Raw genomic sequence first — 18,948 nt, 5'->3', positions numbered from 1 at the left:
AATGAACATACCAGCTAATTTAAAGTACACAAAAGATCACGAATGGGTAAGTATCGATGGAGACATTGCTACAGTAGGAATTACAGATTTTGCTCAGAAAGAATTAGGAGATATTGTATATGTTGAAGTAGAAACATTAGATCAAACTCTATCACAAGATGAAGTTTTCGGAACTGTGGAAGCTGTAAAAACAGTATCTGATTTATTCCTACCACTTTCAGGCGAAATAATTGAGTTTAATGAAGCTCTAGAAGTAACACCAGAAGTTGTAAATGCCGATCCTTATGGAAAAGCTTGGATGATTAAGGTAAAAATTTCTAATACATCTGAAATTGAAAAATTACTTTCTAGTGATGACTATAAAAAACTTATTGGCGCCTAGTAAAAATTCATTTTGGGTTGCTATTTTTTGGACTTTTATAATACTTTATTTAAGTTTAAAAACGACAATCGACACCCCAAAATTTAGTTTTCCAAATGAAGATAAAATAGTCCATTTTACTTTCTATTTAGGTTTTGTTATATTATGGTATAGGTATTTATTGTTTAGGAAAAGTGTTTTGTTAAACAATAAAATTGCGTTAGTAATTATCTCAATATTTTTTGGGATTGCTATCGAGTTTGCACAGAAATATCTAACAACAACACGACAAGCAGATATTTGGGATGTTGTAGCCAATAGTTCAGGAAGTTTGATGGGTATTTTTGTAGCTAGAAAACTTTTTAAATAAAAAAATCATCCCTAAAGTGATGTGTAAATAAAAATTAAAGAAAACATCCCATTTCGATGGGATTTTTCTATTTTTATAACTTTTAAATCTCAAGTTAAATTATTATGAACATCAAGCAATATCTAGATTCTACTTACTTAAAAACAGCATCACAAGCTAATTTATCTGAAATTGAAAATACTAAAGTAGTCGAAGATTTTATTAATGAAGCAATTAATGAGGAATTTAAGCTGGTAATGATTCGTCCTGATAAGGTACAATTGGCTAAAAAATTGATTGACAAAGCTAATTCTAAAGTTCTAATTGGAACTGTTATAGATTTTCCAGAAGGAAATTCTAGCTTAGAAAAAAAATTAGAAGAAGCACAAGAAGCAATAAATAATCATGCTGACGAGCTTGATTTTGTAATAAACTACGAAGCTTTTAAGAGAGGCGAAATAGAATTAATTAAACAAGAAATTATTGCTTGTACTCAATTGGGGTTATCGCATAAGAAAGTAGTGAAATTTATTATCGAAGTAGCAGCGCTTACAAATCATCAAATCATTCAGATTTCGGTATTAATAAAGAATACAATTATTGCTAATTTTAAAGAAGAAAATTTTGCTCATGTCTTTGTAAAATCATCAACAGGTTTTTATAAAACAGAAGATAATTTGCCAAATGGAGCAACAATTCCTACAATTATTTTAATGTTAGAAAACTCAAATCCACTTCCGGTAAAAGCAGCTGGTGGTGTAAGAACGCTAGAGGAAGCGTTGGCGATGATTCGATTGGGTGTAAAAAGAATAGGAACATCGGCAGCTAAAACCATTGCAGACGGAAATGTCTCTACAGGAAATTATTAAAAATAATAAAATGAAAAAATATCTTTTACTAATTGTAGTTTTTCTGTATGTTCAAAATTTGTTTTCGCAAGTAAGTAACCAAGAGAAATTCCCTATTTTTCCACATTGTTCAAATACAATGAATCAGGAATTAGAAACTTGTTTTTATAATCAATTACAAGATTTTGTTTTTAATAATTTTCAATTGCCAGATGTTGCAAAACAAAATAATTTCAAAGGAAAAATTATCACATTGTTTGAAGTAGATAGTACAGGAACTTTCAAAGTATTGTATACAGATGCTATGTATTCTGAACTAATAACTGAAACTAAAAGAGTTTTTTCGGCTTTGCCAAAAATCACGCCTCCTACATATAATGGAAAACCTACATATGCGAAATATACATTTACAATAGCAATACCGCTGCAAAGTGCAGCCCAAATAGCACAAGAAAAATTATTACAAGAAAACAAAATTGCAAATTCGCCTTCAGTTTTAGCAAATAAAGAAAACCCAGAATTTGAATCGGTAAAATTAAATTATAAAGAATTTAAAAATCCACAATTCAAAAGCCATCTTAATATTCCTTTCTCACATAATTTATACACAAATTTTGATGCAGAAATGAATCAAGTTGGGACTAATAATCATACGGCATCAAAACCATATACCTATTCTGAAGTTGCGAAATATCATAATTTTGACGAAGCTTATAATGCAATCAAAATAAATAAAGAAGGTTGGTGGGGACGAAAATTGTTTAATGAAAACTTAGTTGCAATACAAGGGGAAGATTATTGGTTTACACTAAATCCTATTTTCGATTTACGAATGGGGAAAAGTAATCCAACTGCCGAAGATTATACTTATGTAAATACACGTGGTTTACAAATACAAGGAGGATTGGGAGAACAATTAAACTTTACTACAACCATTTATGAAAGCCAAGGAGTTTTTGCCGATTATTATAATAGATATGCAAATTCTATTCAGCCATCGGGAGGAAATCCAGCAATTATTCCAGGGATTGGTATTGCAAAAGATTTTAAGACTACAAAATACGATTTCCCTTCCGCAGATGCAAATATTACTTATACGCCAAGCAAACATCTTAATTTGCAATTGGGTTACGGTCGAAATTTCATAGGTGACGGTTACCGTTCTTTGTTGGAAGGTGATGGAGCAAGTCCGTATCCATTTTTTAAAATAAATACTACGTTTTGGAAAATAAAATACACCAATACTTATATGTGGCTCAAAGATGTTCGTCCTGAAGTAACATTAGACAGAACGTATGCTACAAAATATATGGCAAATCATTATTTGAGTTGGAATGCTTCAAAGAGATTGAATATTGGTTTTTTTGAATCTGTAATTTGGACAAATGATAACAATCGTGGTTTTGATCTTAATTTTGTAAATCCAATTATTTTTTATCGTTCAGTCGAATTTTCTTCTTCTGCCAGAAGCGGAAATGCAGTTTTAGGAATTACATCTAAGTATAAATGGAATAATAATATCAATCTATATGGACAATTCTTACTCGACGAATTCTCACTTGGCGATATGAAATCGGGCGAGAAAAGCTGGAAAAATAAATATGGTTATCAATTGGGAGCGAAATATTTTAATGCTTTTGGTATAAAAAATTTATATCTACAAGCAGAATATAACCATGTTCGCCCTTATGTTTATGCACATAGTAATCCAATTACAAATTACGGACACAATAATCAAAGTATGGGGCACAATTGGGGATCTAACTTTAAGGAGCTAACAACTATTGCACGTTTTTATAAAAAAAGATTATTTGCTGATGCAAAAATGAGTGTAGGAATTCGTGGTTTCGATTTTGATACCGCAACCGATACAAAAAATTATGGATCTAATATTTATAAAGACTATGATGTAGATAGAGCTTATGAGAAAGGAGTTTCTATAGGTCAAGGTAATAAAACGAATGTTTTTATTGCAGATATTCAGGTAGGATATTTGTTAAATCCAAGCACAAATTTAAAACTATTTGGTAATTTAATTTACAGAAATTTTTCGCCACAAGTTAATACAATTACAACATTCAAAGAAAGTACTACTTGGTTTTCGATAGGATTGCGTGCAGATGTGTTTAACTGGTATTTAGATTATTAAAAAATAAAGATATTAGATTTGAATATTCCTATTGGTTATTGTTATCTTTGCAAAGTTTTAAAAAATAAATATTTCTGCCTTGAGCGCAACAAATACATTTCCTTCCATAAAATCTATTTTCACTGATTTCAAAGAAATTACTAAAGCAGGTCTTGCTATTAGTGTGGTTTTTTCTTCGTTAGCAGGATATATGCTAGGGATTTATGAGTTTAATTTAGGAAGTATTTATACACTTTTCATGCTGGCTATAGGTGGTTATTGTATGGTTGGAGCATCTAATGCATATAATCAAATTATCGAAAAAGACCTAGATGCTTTGATGGATAGAACTAAGAATCGACCTATTCCTGCAGGAAGAATGTCTGTAAACACAGCTTTTATAATAGCAACGATTTTAACCATTATAGGTTTAGGGATTTTATATATGATAAATCCTAAAACAGCAATGTTTGGGGCGATTTCAATATTTTTGTATACCTGTGTTTATACACCGCTCAAAACGGTAACTTCATTATCAGTTTTTGTTGGTGCTTTCCCTGGAGCAATACCATTTATGTTAGGGTGGGTAGCAGCTACAAATGATTTTGGGATTGAAGCAGGAACACTATTTTTAATTCAATTTTTTTGGCAATTTCCTCATTTTTGGGCAATAGGTTGGTTTTTATTTGAAGATTATAAAAAAGGAGGTTTCTTTATGTTGCCGACAGGGAGTAAGAACAAAGGAACGGCAACTCAAATTATTTTATATACATTGTGGTTAACTGTCGCTTCCATTTTACCTAGTTTCGGTTATACTGGACGTTTGTATTTGACAACTGTTTCTACGATAATTGTTGGTTTATTAGGTTTGTGGATGCTTGTTTATGCTGTCAAATTATACAAAAATCAAACAGATAAGTCTGCAAAAACGTTAATGTTAGTAAGTGTTGCTTATATATCATTAATTCAAGTGGTATATATATTAGATAAATTTTTAAGATAATAATTATGGAAGGAATGACTATTCAAGAACATAACGAAAGAAAAGCAAGATCTTACAAATTGTTGTTGCTTTTTGGAATGATAAGTATGTTTATGGTTTTTGCAGGATTAACAAGTGCTTATTTAGTGAGTTCATCAAGAAAAGACTGGGTTCACACTATGATTTTGCCGCCAGCATTTACTTTTAGTACAATTGTAATCATTATAAGTAGTTTGACTATTTATTTGGCAAAAAAAGCAATTCAAAAAGATGACAGGCAAAAAACAACATTATTTTTATTAACTACTTTGGTTTTAGGGATAACTTTTGTTCTTTTGCAACTAAAAGGATTTAGTCAGGTAATAGAAATGGGTTATTTTTTTACAGGAAGTGCAAGTACAGTTACTTCTTCTTTCTTGTATGTTTTAACAGTTTTGCACCTAACACACCTCGCAGGAGGTATAATTTCATTATTAATTATAATTTATAATCATTTTAAACAAAAATACAATTCAACTCAAAGTACTGGTATAGAGCTTGGTGCGATGTTTTGGCATTTTCTAGATATTCTTTGGGTATATTTGTTTTTATTTTTATATTTCGTAAAATAAGAAAATATTGTAAATTTGACAACTTTATAAACACAATTCTATGGCAACGACAGTTACTACTAGTGCTGAAGGCAAAACTTGGGGCGGCGGAAATGAGCCGATGAATGCTAGTTACGGAAAAATGATGATGTGGTTTTTCATCGTTTCCGATGCATTAACATTCTCAGGATTCTTGGCAGCATACGGTTTTTCAAGATTTAAATTTATCGAAACTTGGCCTTTGGCTGATGAAGTTTTTACACACTTTCCTTTTATGCATGGTGTTTCTGCACCTATGTATTATGTCGCATTTATGACATTTGTCCTGATTTTTTCATCAGTGACAATGGTTCTGGCTGTAGACGCAGGTCATCAAATGAAAAAAGACAAAGTAGTTCTTTACATGTTTCTTACTATAATCGGTGGTTTTATATTCGTAGGCTCACAAGCTTGGGAATGGAAGAATTTCATAAAAGGTGAGTATGGTGCAGTAGAAACTAAAGGAGGTTCTATATTACAATTTGAAAAAATTGATAAAGAACTTTCAACAGCTGATCATATTGTGTACAAAAGAGTAGCGCTTGCTGAATTTGCGGCCGATATTCCTAGTGAAAGAGTAGAAGATACTAAAAGCAAAGGAATTTGGTTTTTTGGAGACGAGACTTTGCCAACTTATTCAGTAGAAGAAGTGGTAGAAGGATTCAAAGCGCATTCAGATGTGTTAATTCGTACAGAAGTTATCAATCCTAAAACAAAAAGGAAAGTTACTTTAACTCGTGAAGAGTCACTAAAAAGAATTGAGGGAACTAAATATGTAGTAGAAGGTGCTAACTTAGTTCGTAATGAATATGGACAAAAATTATTTGCCGACTTCTTCTTCTTTATTACTGGTTTTCACGGTTTTCACGTATTTTCAGGGGTAATGATTAATATCTTAATTTTCTTCAATGTACTTTTAGGAACTTATGATAAAAGAAAAACTTATGAAATGGTAGAAAAAGTAGGTTTATATTGGCACTTTGTCGATTTAGTTTGGGTGTTTGTATTTACATTCTTCTACCTAGTTTAATTTTAATATAAGAAAAATATATATTGTTATGTCACACGAACACGTATCAAATGTAGGAAGAATCTGGAAAGTATTCGGATTGTTATCAATAATTACAATAGTAGAGGTTATTTTAGGGATCGTTAAACCTGATTTTTTACATTTTAATACTTTTTTAAGTATGAATTTGTTAAACTGGATTTTCATCACATTAACAGTGTATAAAGCATATTGGATTATGTGGGCTTTTATGCACTTAGAAGGAGAAACAGCATCATTGCGTTGGGCAGTTGTGGGAACAGTTGTATTCTTAATTATTTATTTAGTATTTATTTTGCTAGTTGAAGCTGATTATATATTCGAAGTTTTTAAAAACGCCACAATTAAATGGAATTTTTAACAACATATTAATTCAAAAAAGAGCTCCTATTACAGGAGCTTTTTTTATTTTTGTACTCAAATAAATTATACTTTCCCTATGAGAAATAAATTAGTCCTAATTGTCCTTCTAATACTTCCTGTTTTAATTTATTTAATATTTGCAACAGCAACTCATAATTCACTTTTTTTGCCAACTATTTCTAGAGATAACAAAGAGTTGCCAAAATGGAAAAGTTTAGATGGAAAGCCAGTTTCTCTCACAAACAAAATTACAGTTCTAGGATTTTTAGGGAATGATGTACTAAAGAATGAAGAAAACTTATTTAATCTGAACCAAAAAATATATGGAAAATATGAAGGATTTCATGATTTTCAATTGGTAATGATCGTTCAAGAAGGTTCTGAAAAACAAGTAGAAGATTTATTAGAGAAATTATCTAGATTTTCGGATGATTTATCAGGCTGGAAATTCGTTTTTGCTAAACCAAATGAGATTCAGTCTTATTTTGATTCATTTAAACTTCATGATCATCTTAACGAAAATCTTAGCACAACAAAGGTTATTATTATAGATAAGGATAAAAATCACCGTGGACGAAAAGGGAAAAATAAAGAAGGTAAAAACGAATATAAAGAAAGTTATAATACAAATTCTGCCGCCGATTTGCATAATGATATGTCTGACGATGTAAAAATTATGTTGAGAGAATATCGATTAGCTTTAAAACGTAACAATAAAAGAAAAGATTTCCGTTTGCACGAAAGTAAATAATTATTTAAATATGAAAAATAAATCATACATAGGTACCGCTTTTATTATTCTAGTTTTTGGAATTTATTTTGTTCCTAAAATTATTGACAGAATAAAAAATAATGATGTCGTAAAAGGTGATAGATTAAATATTGAAGGAACACCAACATCGACTAAAAGTGATTTGATGACTATAGGGAAAGCACCAGATTTTTCACTTATAAATCAGGATAAATTGACAATTTCTAACGAAAGTTATAAAGGGAAAGTATATGTTGTCGAGTTTTTCTTTTCTACTTGCCCATCTATTTGTCCAATTATGAATAGGAATATGAAACTGGTTCAAGAAGCATTCGCTACTAATACTAATTTCGGAATTGTTTCCATCACTATAAATCCAGAAAATGACACACCCGTAGTACTGAAAAAACATGCCGAAACAATAGGTGCAAAAGGAATAAATTGGAATTTTTTAACTGGTGATAAGACTAAAATTTTTGAAATCGCAAACAAAGGATTTAATTTATTTGTCGGGCAAAATACTAAAATACCTGGAGGATTTGAGCATTCTGGATTCTTTGCATTAATAGATAAAGATGGAAATATTCGTTGCCGAAAAGACGAATTTGGGAACCCTATTATTTATTATGATGGTTTAGAACAAAAAGGAATAACGGCAATAAAACAAGATATTACTAAATTATTAGCAGAATAAAAAATGGAAAATAAGATTTCAGAAAAAAAGTATAATGTTTGGATTACAATATTATCAATAGCAATTCCTCTTGTGGTAGCAATTTTATTTAAAGTTAAACTAAGAGATTTAGGTTTCGATGTAAAGCCATTGTCTTTTTTGCCACCTATTTATGCAACAATTAACGGAATTACGGCTATAGTGTTAGTTTGGGCGGTTATTTCTATCAAAAACGGAAAACGAAAGCTACACGAGAATTTAATGAAAACTGCTATTGCACTTTCGGTAGCATTTTTAGGAATGTATGTGGCGTATCACATGACATCTGAAGCTACAAAATATGGAGGAGATGGTGTTTTAAAATTGGTTTACTTTTTTATATTAATTACTCATATTACACTATCTATAATTACTATTCCTTTGGTTTTAGTTACTTACGTTCGTGCATTGGCAGAAAAATTTGACAAACACAAGAGAATAGCAAAAATCACTTTTCCTATTTGGTTATATGTTGCTGTTACTGGAGTAATTGTTTATTTAATGATTTCCCCTTATTATGCAAACTAAAATAAATAGAACAAAGAATATAAAGAATAGATATTCAGGAAAAATTATAGTTTTCTGTTTTCTACTTTCTGCTTTCTATACTTTAAGTTCAAATGCCCAATGTGCTATGTGTCGTGCTTCGCTAGAAAGTTCAGGAAACGTATCGCAAGCAGAGGCAGTAAATGACGGAATTGTATATCTAATGATTATTCCGTATGTTTTAGTGGTTCTTATTGCTTTTGCAGTTTATAGAATGTATAGGAAGAAAAACTAACTACATTCCATTTATATTTACTTTCACATTTCCTGTAATATTTAAAAAAGCAACAATAGCATTGTTAGTCAGTTGTACTTTTTCGAAAACAATATCGTTTAATTTTCCGTTTACAAAAACGCCAGTCATGGGTGAATAGTTATTTAAGTATTTTAGAATATTTTGCTTTCCTTCTTCTAAATTTGGTTGTATCGAGTAACGACAAGTGGCTCTTATTTTGTTTAATACTAAACCTTGTGCAAACCAGTTGGCAGTTTTCATGAGTTTACTTTTGGTTTCTAAGGCATAATCTAAATTATCAAAAAACAATTCTTTGGTTTCTGTATTATATTGTGGGAAACCAGATAAATAAATGCGCCCATTTAAGCTTCCAAGCATATCTAGTGCAATAACCATTTTGCCTTGCTTGTGCCAAATTTCTACATTTTGTATGGTTACTTTTCGTTTTCCTTCGCCAAATTCTTTTCCTTTAAAATTAGCTGTCATTACCCTAGAAGCATCTTGATAAGTAGAAACTGCAGCAATATTTGCTATTACTTTTTCAGGTAGATTTGCAATGGGTTTCAATACCATTTTTTCTTTTGCGAAATTAGGTTTTGGCTTTTGTCCTATATAGGATTCCATCAAGCATTTAAGACCAACAGTCATTGAAACAGCTTTTTTTTCTAAAGTAGCTTCGGTAGCATATATTTCCTGTGGTGTCACTTTTAGCCAAGTCTGATATGTTAGACTCATCTCGAATGGTTCACTTGCTTTTTGCATCATTTCGAGAATATTAGATTTAAAATCAAGCGATTTTTCTAATGAGTTATCAATAGTTTTTTCAATTTTACTTCTAAAAATCCGTATAGTTGGATTTACTAAATAAGTAATAGGAATTTCTTTTCCAGCAATTATAATCGTTGGGCTTTCTTGCCATTCAAAATCTTGTAGTTCGGTTGTGGTAGTAATTTTCCAATTACTCATTTTTACATCACTCAAAAAAGTAATTGTTCCATTTAGGTTTAATTCGCGAGTGTCGTATAAATTAATTCCTAGTGCAGATGTTCCGTATTTAACTTTTGCCCAAATTTTTAGCGGAACAATTGTTTTTAGCTTATTGTTTTCTTCCGAAATTAATATTGGAGCACTCTTCCAGATTTTCATTTCGGTTTTATCATCATCAATATTATGGTCGTCATAAATTAAACCTACTAAAGCTTTATTGGTTTGATTTTCAATATCTTTTAGCGTTAATGTTACTGGAAAACTAATGTAAGAAGAAGTTACAGGATAAGTTATAGGTGTAGCTTCATCTGGCTCGGGTTTCATAAGTTCTATTTTTTGAGTTGTCGAGCAACTGGTGTAAAAAATCGCAATTGTAAAAAATCCAATAATTCGCAAAATGTTTTTCATCAAAAAGAGTAATTTGAACAAATGTAAAATTATTTTTTAAAATTTTTCATGCATTAATTGTAACAAATTGTTAAAGCAGTAGTCTTATTGTAAATTTAATTAGAAAAGATTAAATTCGCTATGCAAAAAACTTCCATATTATATAAAATGCAAAATATAAAATACTCATTTTTAATAATTACAACATTGTTCTACTCTTTCGTTTCTTTTGGTCAAGCCAAAAAATGGACGCTCGAGGAATGTGTAACTTATGCAGTCGAACATAATATTTCAATAAAGCAATCTACTTTAGATAAGCAGTTGTCTGATATTTCAAAAAAAGATGCAATAGGAAGATTTCTTCCTTCAATAAATGCACAAGGATCTCATTCTTGGAATATTGGTTTAAATCAGAATATTACCACGGGTTTGTTAGAAAATCAAACAACACAATTTACTTCAGCAGGATTAAATGTTGGTATAGATATTTATAAAGGTTTACAAAACCAAAATCAGTTGCGAAAAGCAAACCTTAGTAGGATTGCTTCTCAATATCAACTTACAAAAATGCAAGAAGATGTTTCATTAAATGTTGTAAATGCTTATTTGCAAATACTTTTTAATAAAGAAAATCTAAAAGTGCAACAACAACAATTGGCTTACGATAATAAACAGTTAGAAAGAACTAACGAGCTTGTAGACGCAGGAGTAACACCTCGTGGAGATTTGCTTGATGTAAAAGCTACAGTAGCTACAGATAATCAGAGATTGATTGCTGCCGAAAATGCTTTGTTTTTATCTAAATTAAGTTTAGCACAATTATTACAAATAGATGATTTTCAAGAATTTGATATTGCAGATGCGGAAATTCCTGTTCAAGAAAGTTCTATTTTAATGCAGGATCCAAAAACAATTTTTGATAAAGCAAAAGAAACTAGAACTGACTTGAAAATTGCCCAAACAAACGTGCAAATTGCCGAGAAGGAAGTTAAAATTGCTCGTGGTGCTTACCAGCCAACGTTACAAGGTTTTTATAGTTTTAGTACACGTGCAGGATATTCAAATAGAGTAGTGGGATTCACACCAAATACTAGCAATCCAACATCGATAATTGGTTATGTAGATGGTACAAATCAAGCTGTTTTGCAACCTAATTTTTCTACAATTTTAGGTAAACCAGATGCTGTTTTTAATCAGTTTAGTGATAATAAAGGACAAAATTTTGGATTAAATTTAAGTATTCCAATTCTTAACGGATTTTCAGCAAGAAATAATGTAGCTCGTTCAAAAATTGCATTAGATCGTTCGAAAACAACATTGCAGCAACAAGAATTAGATTTAGAGAGAACTGTTTTTACAGCATATACCGATACAAAAGGTGCGCAAAAAACTCATGAAGCAGCAGTTTCAACATTAGAAGCAAGACAACAAGCATTAAACTATGCAAAAGAAAGATACGAAGTAGGATTAATGAATGTTTTCGATTTTAATCAGGCGCAAACTTTATTTGTAAATGCCCAATCGGATGTTTTAAGAACTAAATACGATTATATTTTTAGAACTAAAATTTTAGAATTTTATTTTGGAATTCCAATTATTAAAAAACAATAAGTTATCATGACAAAAAAGACAAAATATATTTTATTGGGATTAGCTGTTACTACAGTTATAGGTGCAATATATCTTAAAAAATCAGGTGTTATAGGCGACAATAACAAAGGGAAAGAAGTAGAAATTGCTACAACAACACAACGAACGGTAATAGAAACTGTTTCTGGGACTGGGAAAATTCAGCCAGAAATTGAAGTCAAAATTTCATCTGAAGTTTCAGGAGAGATTATCGCTCTTCCTATTAAAGAAGGGCAAATTGTTAAAAAAGGGGATTTATTAGTAAGGGTTAATCCTAAACTATATACACAAGGACTTAATCGTTCTCAAGCTGGTTTGTCTAATACTAGAGCTGGTTTAAGTCAAACAGATGCTCAGTTTAAAGAAGCAAAAGCCAGTTATGAGAGAAGTAAAAAATTATATGATAAAGGTATAATTTCTAGAGCAGAATGGGATAAATCTGTGGCTACTTACGAAGGTGCTCAGGCAGCTAAGCAAGCAGCATATTATAACGTGCAGAGCGCATCGGCTACCGTAAATGAGTCTAGAGAAAATTTAGGAAAAACAGCTATTTATTCGCCTGTTGATGGGACAATTTCTAAACTTGGAGTGGAGTTAGGAGAGCGTGTTTTGGGGACACAACAAATGACTGGGACCGAAATGATGCGTGTTGCCGATCTAAATAATATGGAGGTTGAAGTAGACGTAAATGAAAATGATATTGTAAAAATTGCAATTGGAGATTCTGCAAAAGTTGAAGTAGATGCTTATTTAAAAAAAGAATTTAGAGGAATTGTAACCAGTATATCTAACTCTGCAAGTACAGCACTTTCTGCTGATCAAGTTACAAATTTTAAAGTAAAAGTTAGAATTCTTAAGGAATCTTACCAAGATTTAATGGTAGGGAAATCGTCAAATTTCTCCCCTTTTCGTCCAGGTATGACAGCAACTGTTGATATTATAACTACTCGTAAAGAAAATATTGTTGCTGTTCCTATTAGTGCTGTTGTAATGAGGACAGATACCACTTCTTCGCGTAAAGCATTTGTTGTTGAAGATAAAAATTCAGACAAAGAAGGTGAAGTGCCAGAGGTGAAAAACGAAAAAAGATATGAATGTGTTTTTGTTAAAGTTGGAGATAAAGTAAAACTTCGTATTGTAACAACTGGAATTCAAGACGATACTTATATCGAGATAATTTCGGGTCTTAAAAAAGGAGAAACGATTGTTACAGGACCTTACACAACGGTTACTAAAGAACTAAATCCTGGTGATGTGGTTTATGTAAAAACCAAAGAACAAATTGCTGCCGAAAAGAAAAAAGAAAATAAGGATAGCTAAAAATAAATAAAAATAAAAAAAGCCGAAAATTGATTTAAATTTTTGGCTTTTTTTTATTCTCACTTACATTACATTTTTTTGTTTTTCTAGGAAAACGTCTGCTTGTAATTCGAGTAATTCTTTGGCTCGTTTTCGTTTATATTCGTACAATTCTTTTTCGTCACGAATATCATCATAAACCCTATCATAAATAGAAGCGTCAGTTTGCTTGTGAAGATTTCGTTGGTAATTATTTTGTTCTATATGTGTTTTTAGAGATGTTTCATTATCTTCTAATTTATAATCATATTCTCCTTTTGGAGATAACATTTTAGCAATAATTGGAGATGTTTCAATGGCTAAAAATAAAAGCATAATAAAAAAAGATGGAAGAGAAGGTAATTTTCCTAAAGCATTTATTCGTGCCATCAAACCATCAAAACTATCAATTATAGGTTGTGTATCAGTTACTTTTTTATCTAATTCAGCTTGTAGTGTTTTAGCTTTTTTTTCTTTCTCGGCGATTTTTGCCAAGTTTCTTTTTTGTAAAGTATCTAATTCCTTTTTTGCTAAATCGTGTTTTGCTATTTTTTCTTTAAAAACAGGACCTTTACCTAATTTCTTTGTACCTGCAGTTCCTTCTGCTTCTGCTATATAAGTTTCATAATAAGTATTTACTTCTTTTTCTTTTTTAGAAAGTTGAGATTTTAAACTATCAATTTCGGCTTTGTTTTTATCCAAATCAGATTTGAAATAATCTGAAATCTGCTTTTTATTAGCCATTGCCAATTGATTTTTCTCTTTGAGCAAAACGGTATTGATTTCTTTTTCGAAAATTTTGATTTCTAATGGTTTCGAAATTACTACTGCGATAATCATAGCAAGAATTATCCTTGGTGTCGCTTGGAGAAATTCGTTCCATAATCGGTCACGTTTTCTAATTGTAGATACAATAAATCGATCGAGATTAAAAATAAGAAAAGCCCATACAATTCCAAAACAGATGGAGGGATAAATACTATCGAAAACAGTAAAAAGTGCGTAACTACTAGCTATAAAAGCCATAATAGCTGTGAAGAAAACTGTGGCTCCAATGCCAACATACTTGGTTTGTTCTCCTTCAGAACAAGAGGAAAGTAAATTCCTATCTGCGCCGGAGCACAGAATAAAAAAACGTTTTAACATGATTGATTTTGATTTGATTGATGATGTACAAATTTAACGCCAAAAATCTAAATTCAGTATAAAACGTTGATTTATTTTTTATAAAACCTTAATTATTAAATATTTGCTCTGAAATCATTTTGTAATTTTCATAGTTATTTGCCACAAGTAAAGACAAATGCTGGAGGAATATTTAAGAAAGTAAAATTTATATCTACTTTCTTAAAAAGAGTTTTCAATTTTGACAATGCATTTAATGAATATTGAAACTGAATAAATTTTCCTTTTTCTGATAAAACTTCGAAAGAGTTTTTTAAAATATTGTCTACAACAACATCTGGAATCATAGCAAAAGGTAAGGAAGAAATAATATAATCTGCTTTTTTCTGATTGTGTAAAAGCAGATAATGGTCTATTTTTTCGGCACTATCATTTATAACAATTAATCGGGAATCCTTAATTTTCATTAATTCATCATGAAATGCAGGATTAATTTCAAATGTTAATAATATAGCATTAGAAGACATTTTTTCTAATAATTTATGTGTAAAAACACCAGTTCCTGGCCCAAATTCGACAATGCAATTTGCATTGTCAAAATGAATAGGTTTTAGCATTTTTTTTGCAAGAAAAGAGGAACTTGGTGATAATGCACCGATAGTTCCTCCTGATTTGAAAACTTCTGAGATAAACTTTTTTTTGCTCAAAGTATTTTGTGATTATTTGCTTAATTCTACAAAATACTTGTAAAATAATGGAATAGTTTCAATTCCTTTTAGATAATTAAAAATTCCGAAATGTTCATTAGGCGAGTGAATGGCATCACTATCTAAACCAAATCCCATTAGTATTGTTTTACTTTTTAGTTCTTTTTCGAACAACGCTACAATAGGAATGCTTCCTCCAGAACGTACTGGTATAGCAGGAACTCCAAAAGTTTCTGTATAAGCCATGTTTGCTGCTTTGTATCCAATACTATCTATTGGAGTCACATAACCTTGACCTCCGTGATGTGGTTTTACTTTGACAGTAACTCCTGATGGAGCAATGCTTTCAAAATGTTTGGTAAATAACTCTGTAATGTTTTCCCAATCTTGATTAGGAACTAATCTCATAGATATTTTTGCAAAGGCTTGGCTGGCAATTACTGTTTTTGCACCTTCACCTGTATATCCACCCCAAATTCCATTTACATCTAAAGTTGGTCGAATAGAGTTTCTTTCGTTAGTAACATATCCTTTTTCTCCGTAAACATCATTTAAATCGAGTGCTTTTTTATAGTTGTCTAAATTGAATGGTGCTTTTGCCATTTCGGCTCTTTCTTCAAGCGACAATTCTTCTACATTATCATAAAAACCAGGAATAGTAATATGGTTATTTTCGTCATGAAGTGAAGCAATCATTTTTGCTAAAACATTGATAGGATTAGCCACGGCTCCACCGTATAGACCAGAATGTAAATCTCTATTTGGTCCAGTGACTTCTACTTCAACATAACTTAATCCGCGTAAACCAGTTGTGATTGACGGTTGTTGGTTAGAAATCATTCCAGTATCAGAAATTAAGATGACATCACATGCTAATTTTTCTTGGTTGCGTTCTACGAACCAAGAAAGTGATTTAGAGCCTACTTCTTCTTCACCTTCAATCATAAATTTGACATTGCAAGGTAAATTATTATTGGCAATCATATATTCGAATGCCTTAACGTGCATATACATTTGGCCTTTATCATCGCAAGATCCACGAGCAAAAATAGCGCCTTCTGGATGAATATCGGTTATTTTAATTACTGGTTCAAACGGAGGAGATGTCCATAAATCGATAGGATCTGCTGGTTGTACATCATAATGTCCGTAAACCAAAACTGTAGGTAAATTTTTGTCGATAATATGTTCGCCAAAAACGATAGGATATCCAGGTGTTTCGCAAATTTCAACAAAATAACAACCTGCTTTTTCAAGGCTTATTTTTACTGCTTCGGAAGTTTTAATAACATCTTTAGAATAAGCAGCATCAGCACTTACAGAAGGAATTTTTAATAATTCTATTAATTCATCTATGAAACGTTGCTTGTTATCTTGAACGTATTGTTTTATAGTATTCATTATTTTATTAATTAAAATTGAAGATTTAAAATTAAAACTCTAAAAATCAAATGTTTAAATATTATACATTATGTTGGTTATTGATTTTTAATATCATCTCTCAAAAATACAATAAAAAAATTCATAATTCATAATCTATAATTCAAAATTATGTTTATATTTGCACTCACAAATTTCGCGGATATGGTGAAATTGGTAGACATGCCAGACTTAGGATCTGGTGCCGCAAGGCGTGTAGGTTCGAGTCCTATTATCCGCACAAAACCCAACTGAAAAGTTGGGTTTTTGTTTTTTAATTAATTTGATGTTATTTCTAACTAATTCAATAGTTTATTTAATGTCTCTTGAAGTTCTGGAGAAGAAGGTCTCTCGGCATCAGCATTTACAATTTTTCCAGCTGGATCAATTAAAATAAATCTAGGAATACTGTTAATGTTAAGACTTTTGGTAAAATCCGAATTCCAATCATTATCAGCAAAAAGTTGTATTCCTCCTAGTTGCTTGTCGCTTACAAATTTTTTCCATTTTTCAAAATCTTTTTGCACGTCTACCGAAATACTAACGAATTCTATATTTTTTCCGTGATATTTTTCTTCTATTTTTTGCAAAAAAGGAATTTCTCCACGACAAGGACCACACCAAGTTGCCCAAACATCAATATATACATATTTTCCTCTTAGGTCTTCTAGTTTTGTAGTTCCTCCTTTGTGATTTACATAATTAAATGTTGGCGCAGTAGCATTATTCAATTTCTGAACTGCTTTACTTTCGTTATAATATTTTTGTAAACCTTTAATATTCATCAAAATATTTTTCTTCTGAATTTCAATAAATGTTTTATCTAAACTAGATTTATCTAAAAATGTTTCTTCTGTTAGTTTCTTTTCATCGGTCATTTTTTTGAAATCTTCTTCGCTCAAAGCGACTAATTTCTCAGGATTTACGTCTCCTTCTTTTATGACATCTTGTGCTAAATAATTATTTTCGGCTGCACCTTTTCCAGTGTAAATGATAGATTGGTCAAATTGTTTGGCATCCATTTTCAATTTTAAATCATAATCATTTTTCAGGAACAATCGTGTGTATTCGGTTCCGTCAAAAAAGATATAAAAATCTTCTTTTTCAATTTCAAAAGTGTCTTTAAAAACTCCTTTGTCATTAATTTTTATTTCCTTAATGGTTTTGTTTTTATTGTCTTTAATATAAATAACATCGCCGTTTCTATTAGCTATTTCTGCCTGAAAGGTTACTGTATTTTTAGATTGTCCGAAGCTGTAAATAGAACAAAAAGTGGTTAATGCGATCAAAAATAATTTTTTCATATGTGTTGTTTTAATTATATGTAATCAAACTTACAATTATTTCGATTATTTTAAGTACAAACTTCAAACAAAATAGTATTTTTGCAACCTAAATTTTAGGTAATGTACAGAAGTCATAATTGTGGCGAATTAAACGCTACGCATATCAATACAGAAGTTACGCTGGCAGGTTGGGTTCAGAAATCTCGAGACAAAGGTTTTATGAATTGGGTCGATTTAAGAGATCGTTACGGAATCACACAACTAATGTTCGACGAAAGTCGTTCAGATAAAACAGTTTTTGAATTGGCTAAAACTCTTGGTCGTGAATTTGTTATTCAAGTAAAAGGGACGGTTATTGAGCGTGAAGCTAAAAATAAAAATATACCAACGGGTGAAATAGAAATTTTAGTTTCTGAAATGACTATTTTAAATGCTTCATTAACACCTCCATTTACAATAGAAGACGAAACTGACGGTGGAGAAGATATTCGCATGAAATACCGTTATCTTGACATTAGAAGAAATCCTGTAAAAAACAGTTTACTTTTTCGTCATAAAGTAGCAATGGAAGTTCGTAAATACTTATCGGATTTAGATTTTTGTGAAGTAGAAACTCCATATTTAATAAAATCTACACCAGAAGGAGCTAGGGATTTTGTAGTTCCATCTAGAATGAACGAAGGTCAGTTTTATGCCTTGCCGCAATCACCACAAACATTCAAGCAATTATTGATGGTCGGTGGAATGGATAAATATTTTCAAATTGTAAAATGTTTCCGTGATGAAGATTTACGTGCCGATCGTCAGCCAGAATTCACACAAATAGATTGCGAAATGGCATTCGTAGAACAAGAAGATATTTTGAATGTTTTTGAAGGACTAACACGTCATTTATTAAAAGAAATAAAAGGAATTGAAGTAGAAAAATTTCCTCGTATGACTTATGATCATGCTATGAGAACCTATGGAAATGACAAACCAGATATTCGTTTCGGGATGGAATTTGGAGAACTAAACGAATATGCAAAACATAAAGATTTTCCAGTTTTTAATGCTGCCGAATTAGTTGTAGCTATTGCAGTTCCAGGTGTTGGAGAATATTCTAGAAAAGAAATTGA

20 protein-coding genes and 1 tRNA gene are annotated in these 18,948 nt (G+C 30.9%); 16 read left to right on the top strand and 5 right to left on the bottom strand.

Annotation, left to right across the window (positions count from 1 at the left end; all coding sequences use genetic code 11):
- Window position 1 precedes the first annotated feature (1 nt).
- The 12 genes from gcvH (at window position 2) to ACKVOV_RS07305 (ending at window position 8,952) form a co-directional block, all read left to right on the top strand.
- Window positions 2–382: a glycine cleavage system protein GcvH gene (gene gcvH / locus ACKVOV_RS07360; RefSeq protein ID WP_409206116.1), complete on the top strand. Its 381-nt coding sequence runs from the start codon at window positions 2–4 to the stop codon at window positions 380–382.
- The gene (locus tag ACKVOV_RS07355; protein ID WP_409206115.1) at window positions 354–731 is read left to right on the top strand and encodes a VanZ family protein; all 378 of its coding nucleotides are present in this window, start codon (window positions 354–356) and stop codon (window positions 729–731) included. The genes gcvH and ACKVOV_RS07355 overlap by 29 nt, the downstream gene beginning before the upstream one ends.
- A gap of 104 nt (window positions 732–835) precedes the next feature.
- On the top strand, window positions 836–1,579 hold the full coding sequence (gene deoC, locus ACKVOV_RS07350; protein WP_409206114.1) for a deoxyribose-phosphate aldolase: 744 nt from the start codon (window positions 836–838) through the stop codon (window positions 1,577–1,579).
- A gap of 10 nt (window positions 1,580–1,589) precedes the next feature.
- A complete protein-coding gene (locus tag ACKVOV_RS07345; RefSeq protein WP_409206113.1) occupies window positions 1,590–3,707 on the top strand; it encodes a gliding motility protein RemB in 2,118 nt (705 codons plus the stop codon).
- Window positions 3,708–3,786: 79 nt separating this feature from the next.
- The gene (gene cyoE / locus ACKVOV_RS07340) at window positions 3,787–4,689 is read left to right on the top strand and encodes a heme o synthase (RefSeq protein WP_409206112.1); all 903 of its coding nucleotides are present in this window, start codon (window positions 3,787–3,789) and stop codon (window positions 4,687–4,689) included.
- Between the two features lie 5 nt (window positions 4,690–4,694).
- On the top strand, window positions 4,695–5,279 hold the full coding sequence (locus ACKVOV_RS07335) for a heme-copper oxidase subunit III (RefSeq protein WP_409206111.1): 585 nt from the start codon (window positions 4,695–4,697) through the stop codon (window positions 5,277–5,279).
- Window positions 5,280–5,319: 40 nt separating this feature from the next.
- Window positions 5,320–6,327: a cytochrome c oxidase subunit 3 gene (locus tag ACKVOV_RS07330; protein WP_409206110.1), complete on the top strand. Its 1,008-nt coding sequence runs from the start codon at window positions 5,320–5,322 to the stop codon at window positions 6,325–6,327.
- 28 nt (window positions 6,328–6,355) lie between these two features.
- The gene (locus ACKVOV_RS07325; protein ID WP_348075778.1) at window positions 6,356–6,706 is read left to right on the top strand and encodes a cytochrome C oxidase subunit IV family protein; all 351 of its coding nucleotides are present in this window, start codon (window positions 6,356–6,358) and stop codon (window positions 6,704–6,706) included.
- 78 nt (window positions 6,707–6,784) lie between these two features.
- Entirely contained in the window at window positions 6,785–7,459 is a 675-nt protein-coding gene (locus tag ACKVOV_RS07320) for a hypothetical protein (RefSeq protein ID WP_409206109.1), read from the top strand.
- A gap of 10 nt (window positions 7,460–7,469) precedes the next feature.
- The gene (locus ACKVOV_RS07315; RefSeq protein WP_409206108.1) at window positions 7,470–8,153 is read left to right on the top strand and encodes an SCO family protein; all 684 of its coding nucleotides are present in this window, start codon (window positions 7,470–7,472) and stop codon (window positions 8,151–8,153) included.
- A 3-nt stretch (window positions 8,154–8,156) separates the two neighbouring features.
- On the top strand, window positions 8,157–8,699 hold the full coding sequence (locus ACKVOV_RS07310) for a DUF420 domain-containing protein (RefSeq protein ID WP_409206107.1): 543 nt from the start codon (window positions 8,157–8,159) through the stop codon (window positions 8,697–8,699).
- Window positions 8,689–8,952 (top strand): hypothetical protein, encoded by a 264-nt coding sequence (locus tag ACKVOV_RS07305; RefSeq protein ID WP_409206106.1) that lies wholly within the window; start codon window positions 8,689–8,691, stop codon window positions 8,950–8,952. The genes ACKVOV_RS07310 and ACKVOV_RS07305 overlap by 11 nt, the downstream gene beginning before the upstream one ends.
- On the opposite strand, the gene ACKVOV_RS07300 is transcribed toward ACKVOV_RS07305, so the two are convergent.
- Entirely contained in the window at window positions 8,953–10,347 is a 1,395-nt protein-coding gene (locus ACKVOV_RS07300) for a DUF4403 family protein (RefSeq protein WP_409206105.1), read from the bottom strand. It lies immediately after the preceding gene.
- A 147-nt stretch (window positions 10,348–10,494) separates the two neighbouring features.
- On the opposite strand from ACKVOV_RS07300, the gene ACKVOV_RS07295 reads away from it, so the two are divergent.
- Window positions 10,495–11,937 (top strand): TolC family protein, encoded by a 1,443-nt coding sequence (locus ACKVOV_RS07295; RefSeq protein ID WP_409206104.1) that lies wholly within the window; start codon window positions 10,495–10,497, stop codon window positions 11,935–11,937.
- A 6-nt stretch (window positions 11,938–11,943) separates the two neighbouring features.
- Window positions 11,944–13,275, top strand: coding sequence for an efflux RND transporter periplasmic adaptor subunit (locus ACKVOV_RS07290; RefSeq protein WP_409206103.1), 1,332 nt, complete (start codon window positions 11,944–11,946; stop codon window positions 13,273–13,275).
- 63 nt (window positions 13,276–13,338) lie between these two features.
- On the opposite strand, the gene ACKVOV_RS07285 is transcribed toward ACKVOV_RS07290, so the two are convergent.
- The 3 genes from ACKVOV_RS07285 to ACKVOV_RS07275 form a co-directional block, all read right to left on the bottom strand.
- Window positions 13,339–14,439: a DUF4407 domain-containing protein gene (locus ACKVOV_RS07285; RefSeq protein ID WP_409206102.1), complete on the bottom strand. Its 1,101-nt coding sequence runs from the start codon at window positions 14,437–14,439 to the stop codon at window positions 13,339–13,341.
- 134 nt (window positions 14,440–14,573) lie between these two features.
- Window positions 14,574–15,125 carry a class I SAM-dependent methyltransferase gene (locus tag ACKVOV_RS07280; protein ID WP_409206101.1) on the bottom strand — a complete coding sequence of 184 codons (552 nt, stop codon included), beginning with the start codon at window positions 15,123–15,125 and terminating at the stop codon, window positions 14,574–14,576.
- Between the two features lie 12 nt (window positions 15,126–15,137).
- The gene (locus tag ACKVOV_RS07275) at window positions 15,138–16,526 is read right to left on the bottom strand and encodes a dipeptidase (protein WP_409206100.1); all 1,389 of its coding nucleotides are present in this window, start codon (window positions 16,524–16,526) and stop codon (window positions 15,138–15,140) included.
- 177 nt (window positions 16,527–16,703) lie between these two features.
- Between ACKVOV_RS07275 and ACKVOV_RS07270 the strand changes: the two genes are divergently transcribed.
- A tRNA-Leu gene (locus ACKVOV_RS07270) sits at window positions 16,704–16,785 on the top strand.
- Window positions 16,786–16,843: 58 nt separating this feature from the next.
- On the opposite strand, the gene ACKVOV_RS07265 is transcribed toward ACKVOV_RS07270, so the two are convergent.
- Window positions 16,844–17,848, bottom strand: a complete 1,005-nt coding sequence (locus ACKVOV_RS07265; protein WP_409206099.1) for a TlpA family protein disulfide reductase — start codon at window positions 17,846–17,848, stop codon at window positions 16,844–16,846.
- A 102-nt stretch (window positions 17,849–17,950) separates the two neighbouring features.
- On the opposite strand from ACKVOV_RS07265, the gene aspS reads away from it, so the two are divergent.
- A partial coding sequence (gene aspS / locus ACKVOV_RS07260; protein ID WP_409206098.1) for an aspartate--tRNA ligase occupies window positions 17,951–18,948 on the top strand: 998 nt, incomplete at its 3' end.

The organism is Flavobacterium sp., assembly GCF_046153165.1.
Taxonomy (GTDB): Bacteria; Bacteroidota; Bacteroidia; order Flavobacteriales; family Flavobacteriaceae; genus Flavobacterium.
Note: the sequence above shows the minus strand (reverse complement) of the source record. Positions and strands in the feature narration are given on the sequence as shown.

Bases quoted from the DNA above. Each gene is read 5' to 3' on its own strand.
- ACKVOV_RS07300 (WP_409206105.1), bottom strand. From the start codon at position 10,347: ATGAAAAACATTTTGCGAATTATTGGATTTTTTACAATTGCGATTTTT.
- ACKVOV_RS07315 (WP_409206108.1), top strand. From the start codon at position 7,470: ATGAAAAATAAATCATACATAGGTACCGCTTTTATTATTCTAGTTTTT.
- deoC (WP_409206114.1), top strand. From the start codon at position 836: ATGAACATCAAGCAATATCTAGATTCTACTTACTTAAAAACAGCATCA.
- ACKVOV_RS07325 (WP_348075778.1), top strand. From the start codon at position 6,356: ATGTCACACGAACACGTATCAAATGTAGGAAGAATCTGGAAAGTATTC.
- gcvH (WP_409206116.1), top strand. From the start codon at position 2: ATGAACATACCAGCTAATTTAAAGTACACAAAAGATCACGAATGGGTA.
- ACKVOV_RS07345 (WP_409206113.1), top strand. From the start codon at position 1,590: ATGAAAAAATATCTTTTACTAATTGTAGTTTTTCTGTATGTTCAAAAT.
- ACKVOV_RS07295 (WP_409206104.1), top strand. From the start codon at position 10,495: ATGCAAAATATAAAATACTCATTTTTAATAATTACAACATTGTTCTAC.
- ACKVOV_RS07285 (WP_409206102.1), bottom strand. From the start codon at position 14,439: ATGTTAAAACGTTTTTTTATTCTGTGCTCCGGCGCAGATAGGAATTTA.
- ACKVOV_RS07355 (WP_409206115.1), top strand. From the start codon at position 354: ATGACTATAAAAAACTTATTGGCGCCTAGTAAAAATTCATTTTGGGTT.
- ACKVOV_RS07305 (WP_409206106.1), top strand. From the start codon at position 8,689: ATGCAAACTAAAATAAATAGAACAAAGAATATAAAGAATAGATATTCA.
- ACKVOV_RS07310 (WP_409206107.1), top strand. From the start codon at position 8,157: ATGGAAAATAAGATTTCAGAAAAAAAGTATAATGTTTGGATTACAATA.
- ACKVOV_RS07335 (WP_409206111.1), top strand. From the start codon at position 4,695: ATGGAAGGAATGACTATTCAAGAACATAACGAAAGAAAAGCAAGATCT.
- ACKVOV_RS07330 (WP_409206110.1), top strand. From the start codon at position 5,320: ATGGCAACGACAGTTACTACTAGTGCTGAAGGCAAAACTTGGGGCGGC.
- ACKVOV_RS07275 (WP_409206100.1), bottom strand. From the start codon at position 16,526: ATGAATACTATAAAACAATACGTTCAAGATAACAAGCAACGTTTCATA.
- ACKVOV_RS07290 (WP_409206103.1), top strand. From the start codon at position 11,944: ATGACAAAAAAGACAAAATATATTTTATTGGGATTAGCTGTTACTACA.
- ACKVOV_RS07320 (WP_409206109.1), top strand. From the start codon at position 6,785: ATGAGAAATAAATTAGTCCTAATTGTCCTTCTAATACTTCCTGTTTTA.
- ACKVOV_RS07265 (WP_409206099.1), bottom strand. From the start codon at position 17,848: ATGAAAAAATTATTTTTGATCGCATTAACCACTTTTTGTTCTATTTAC.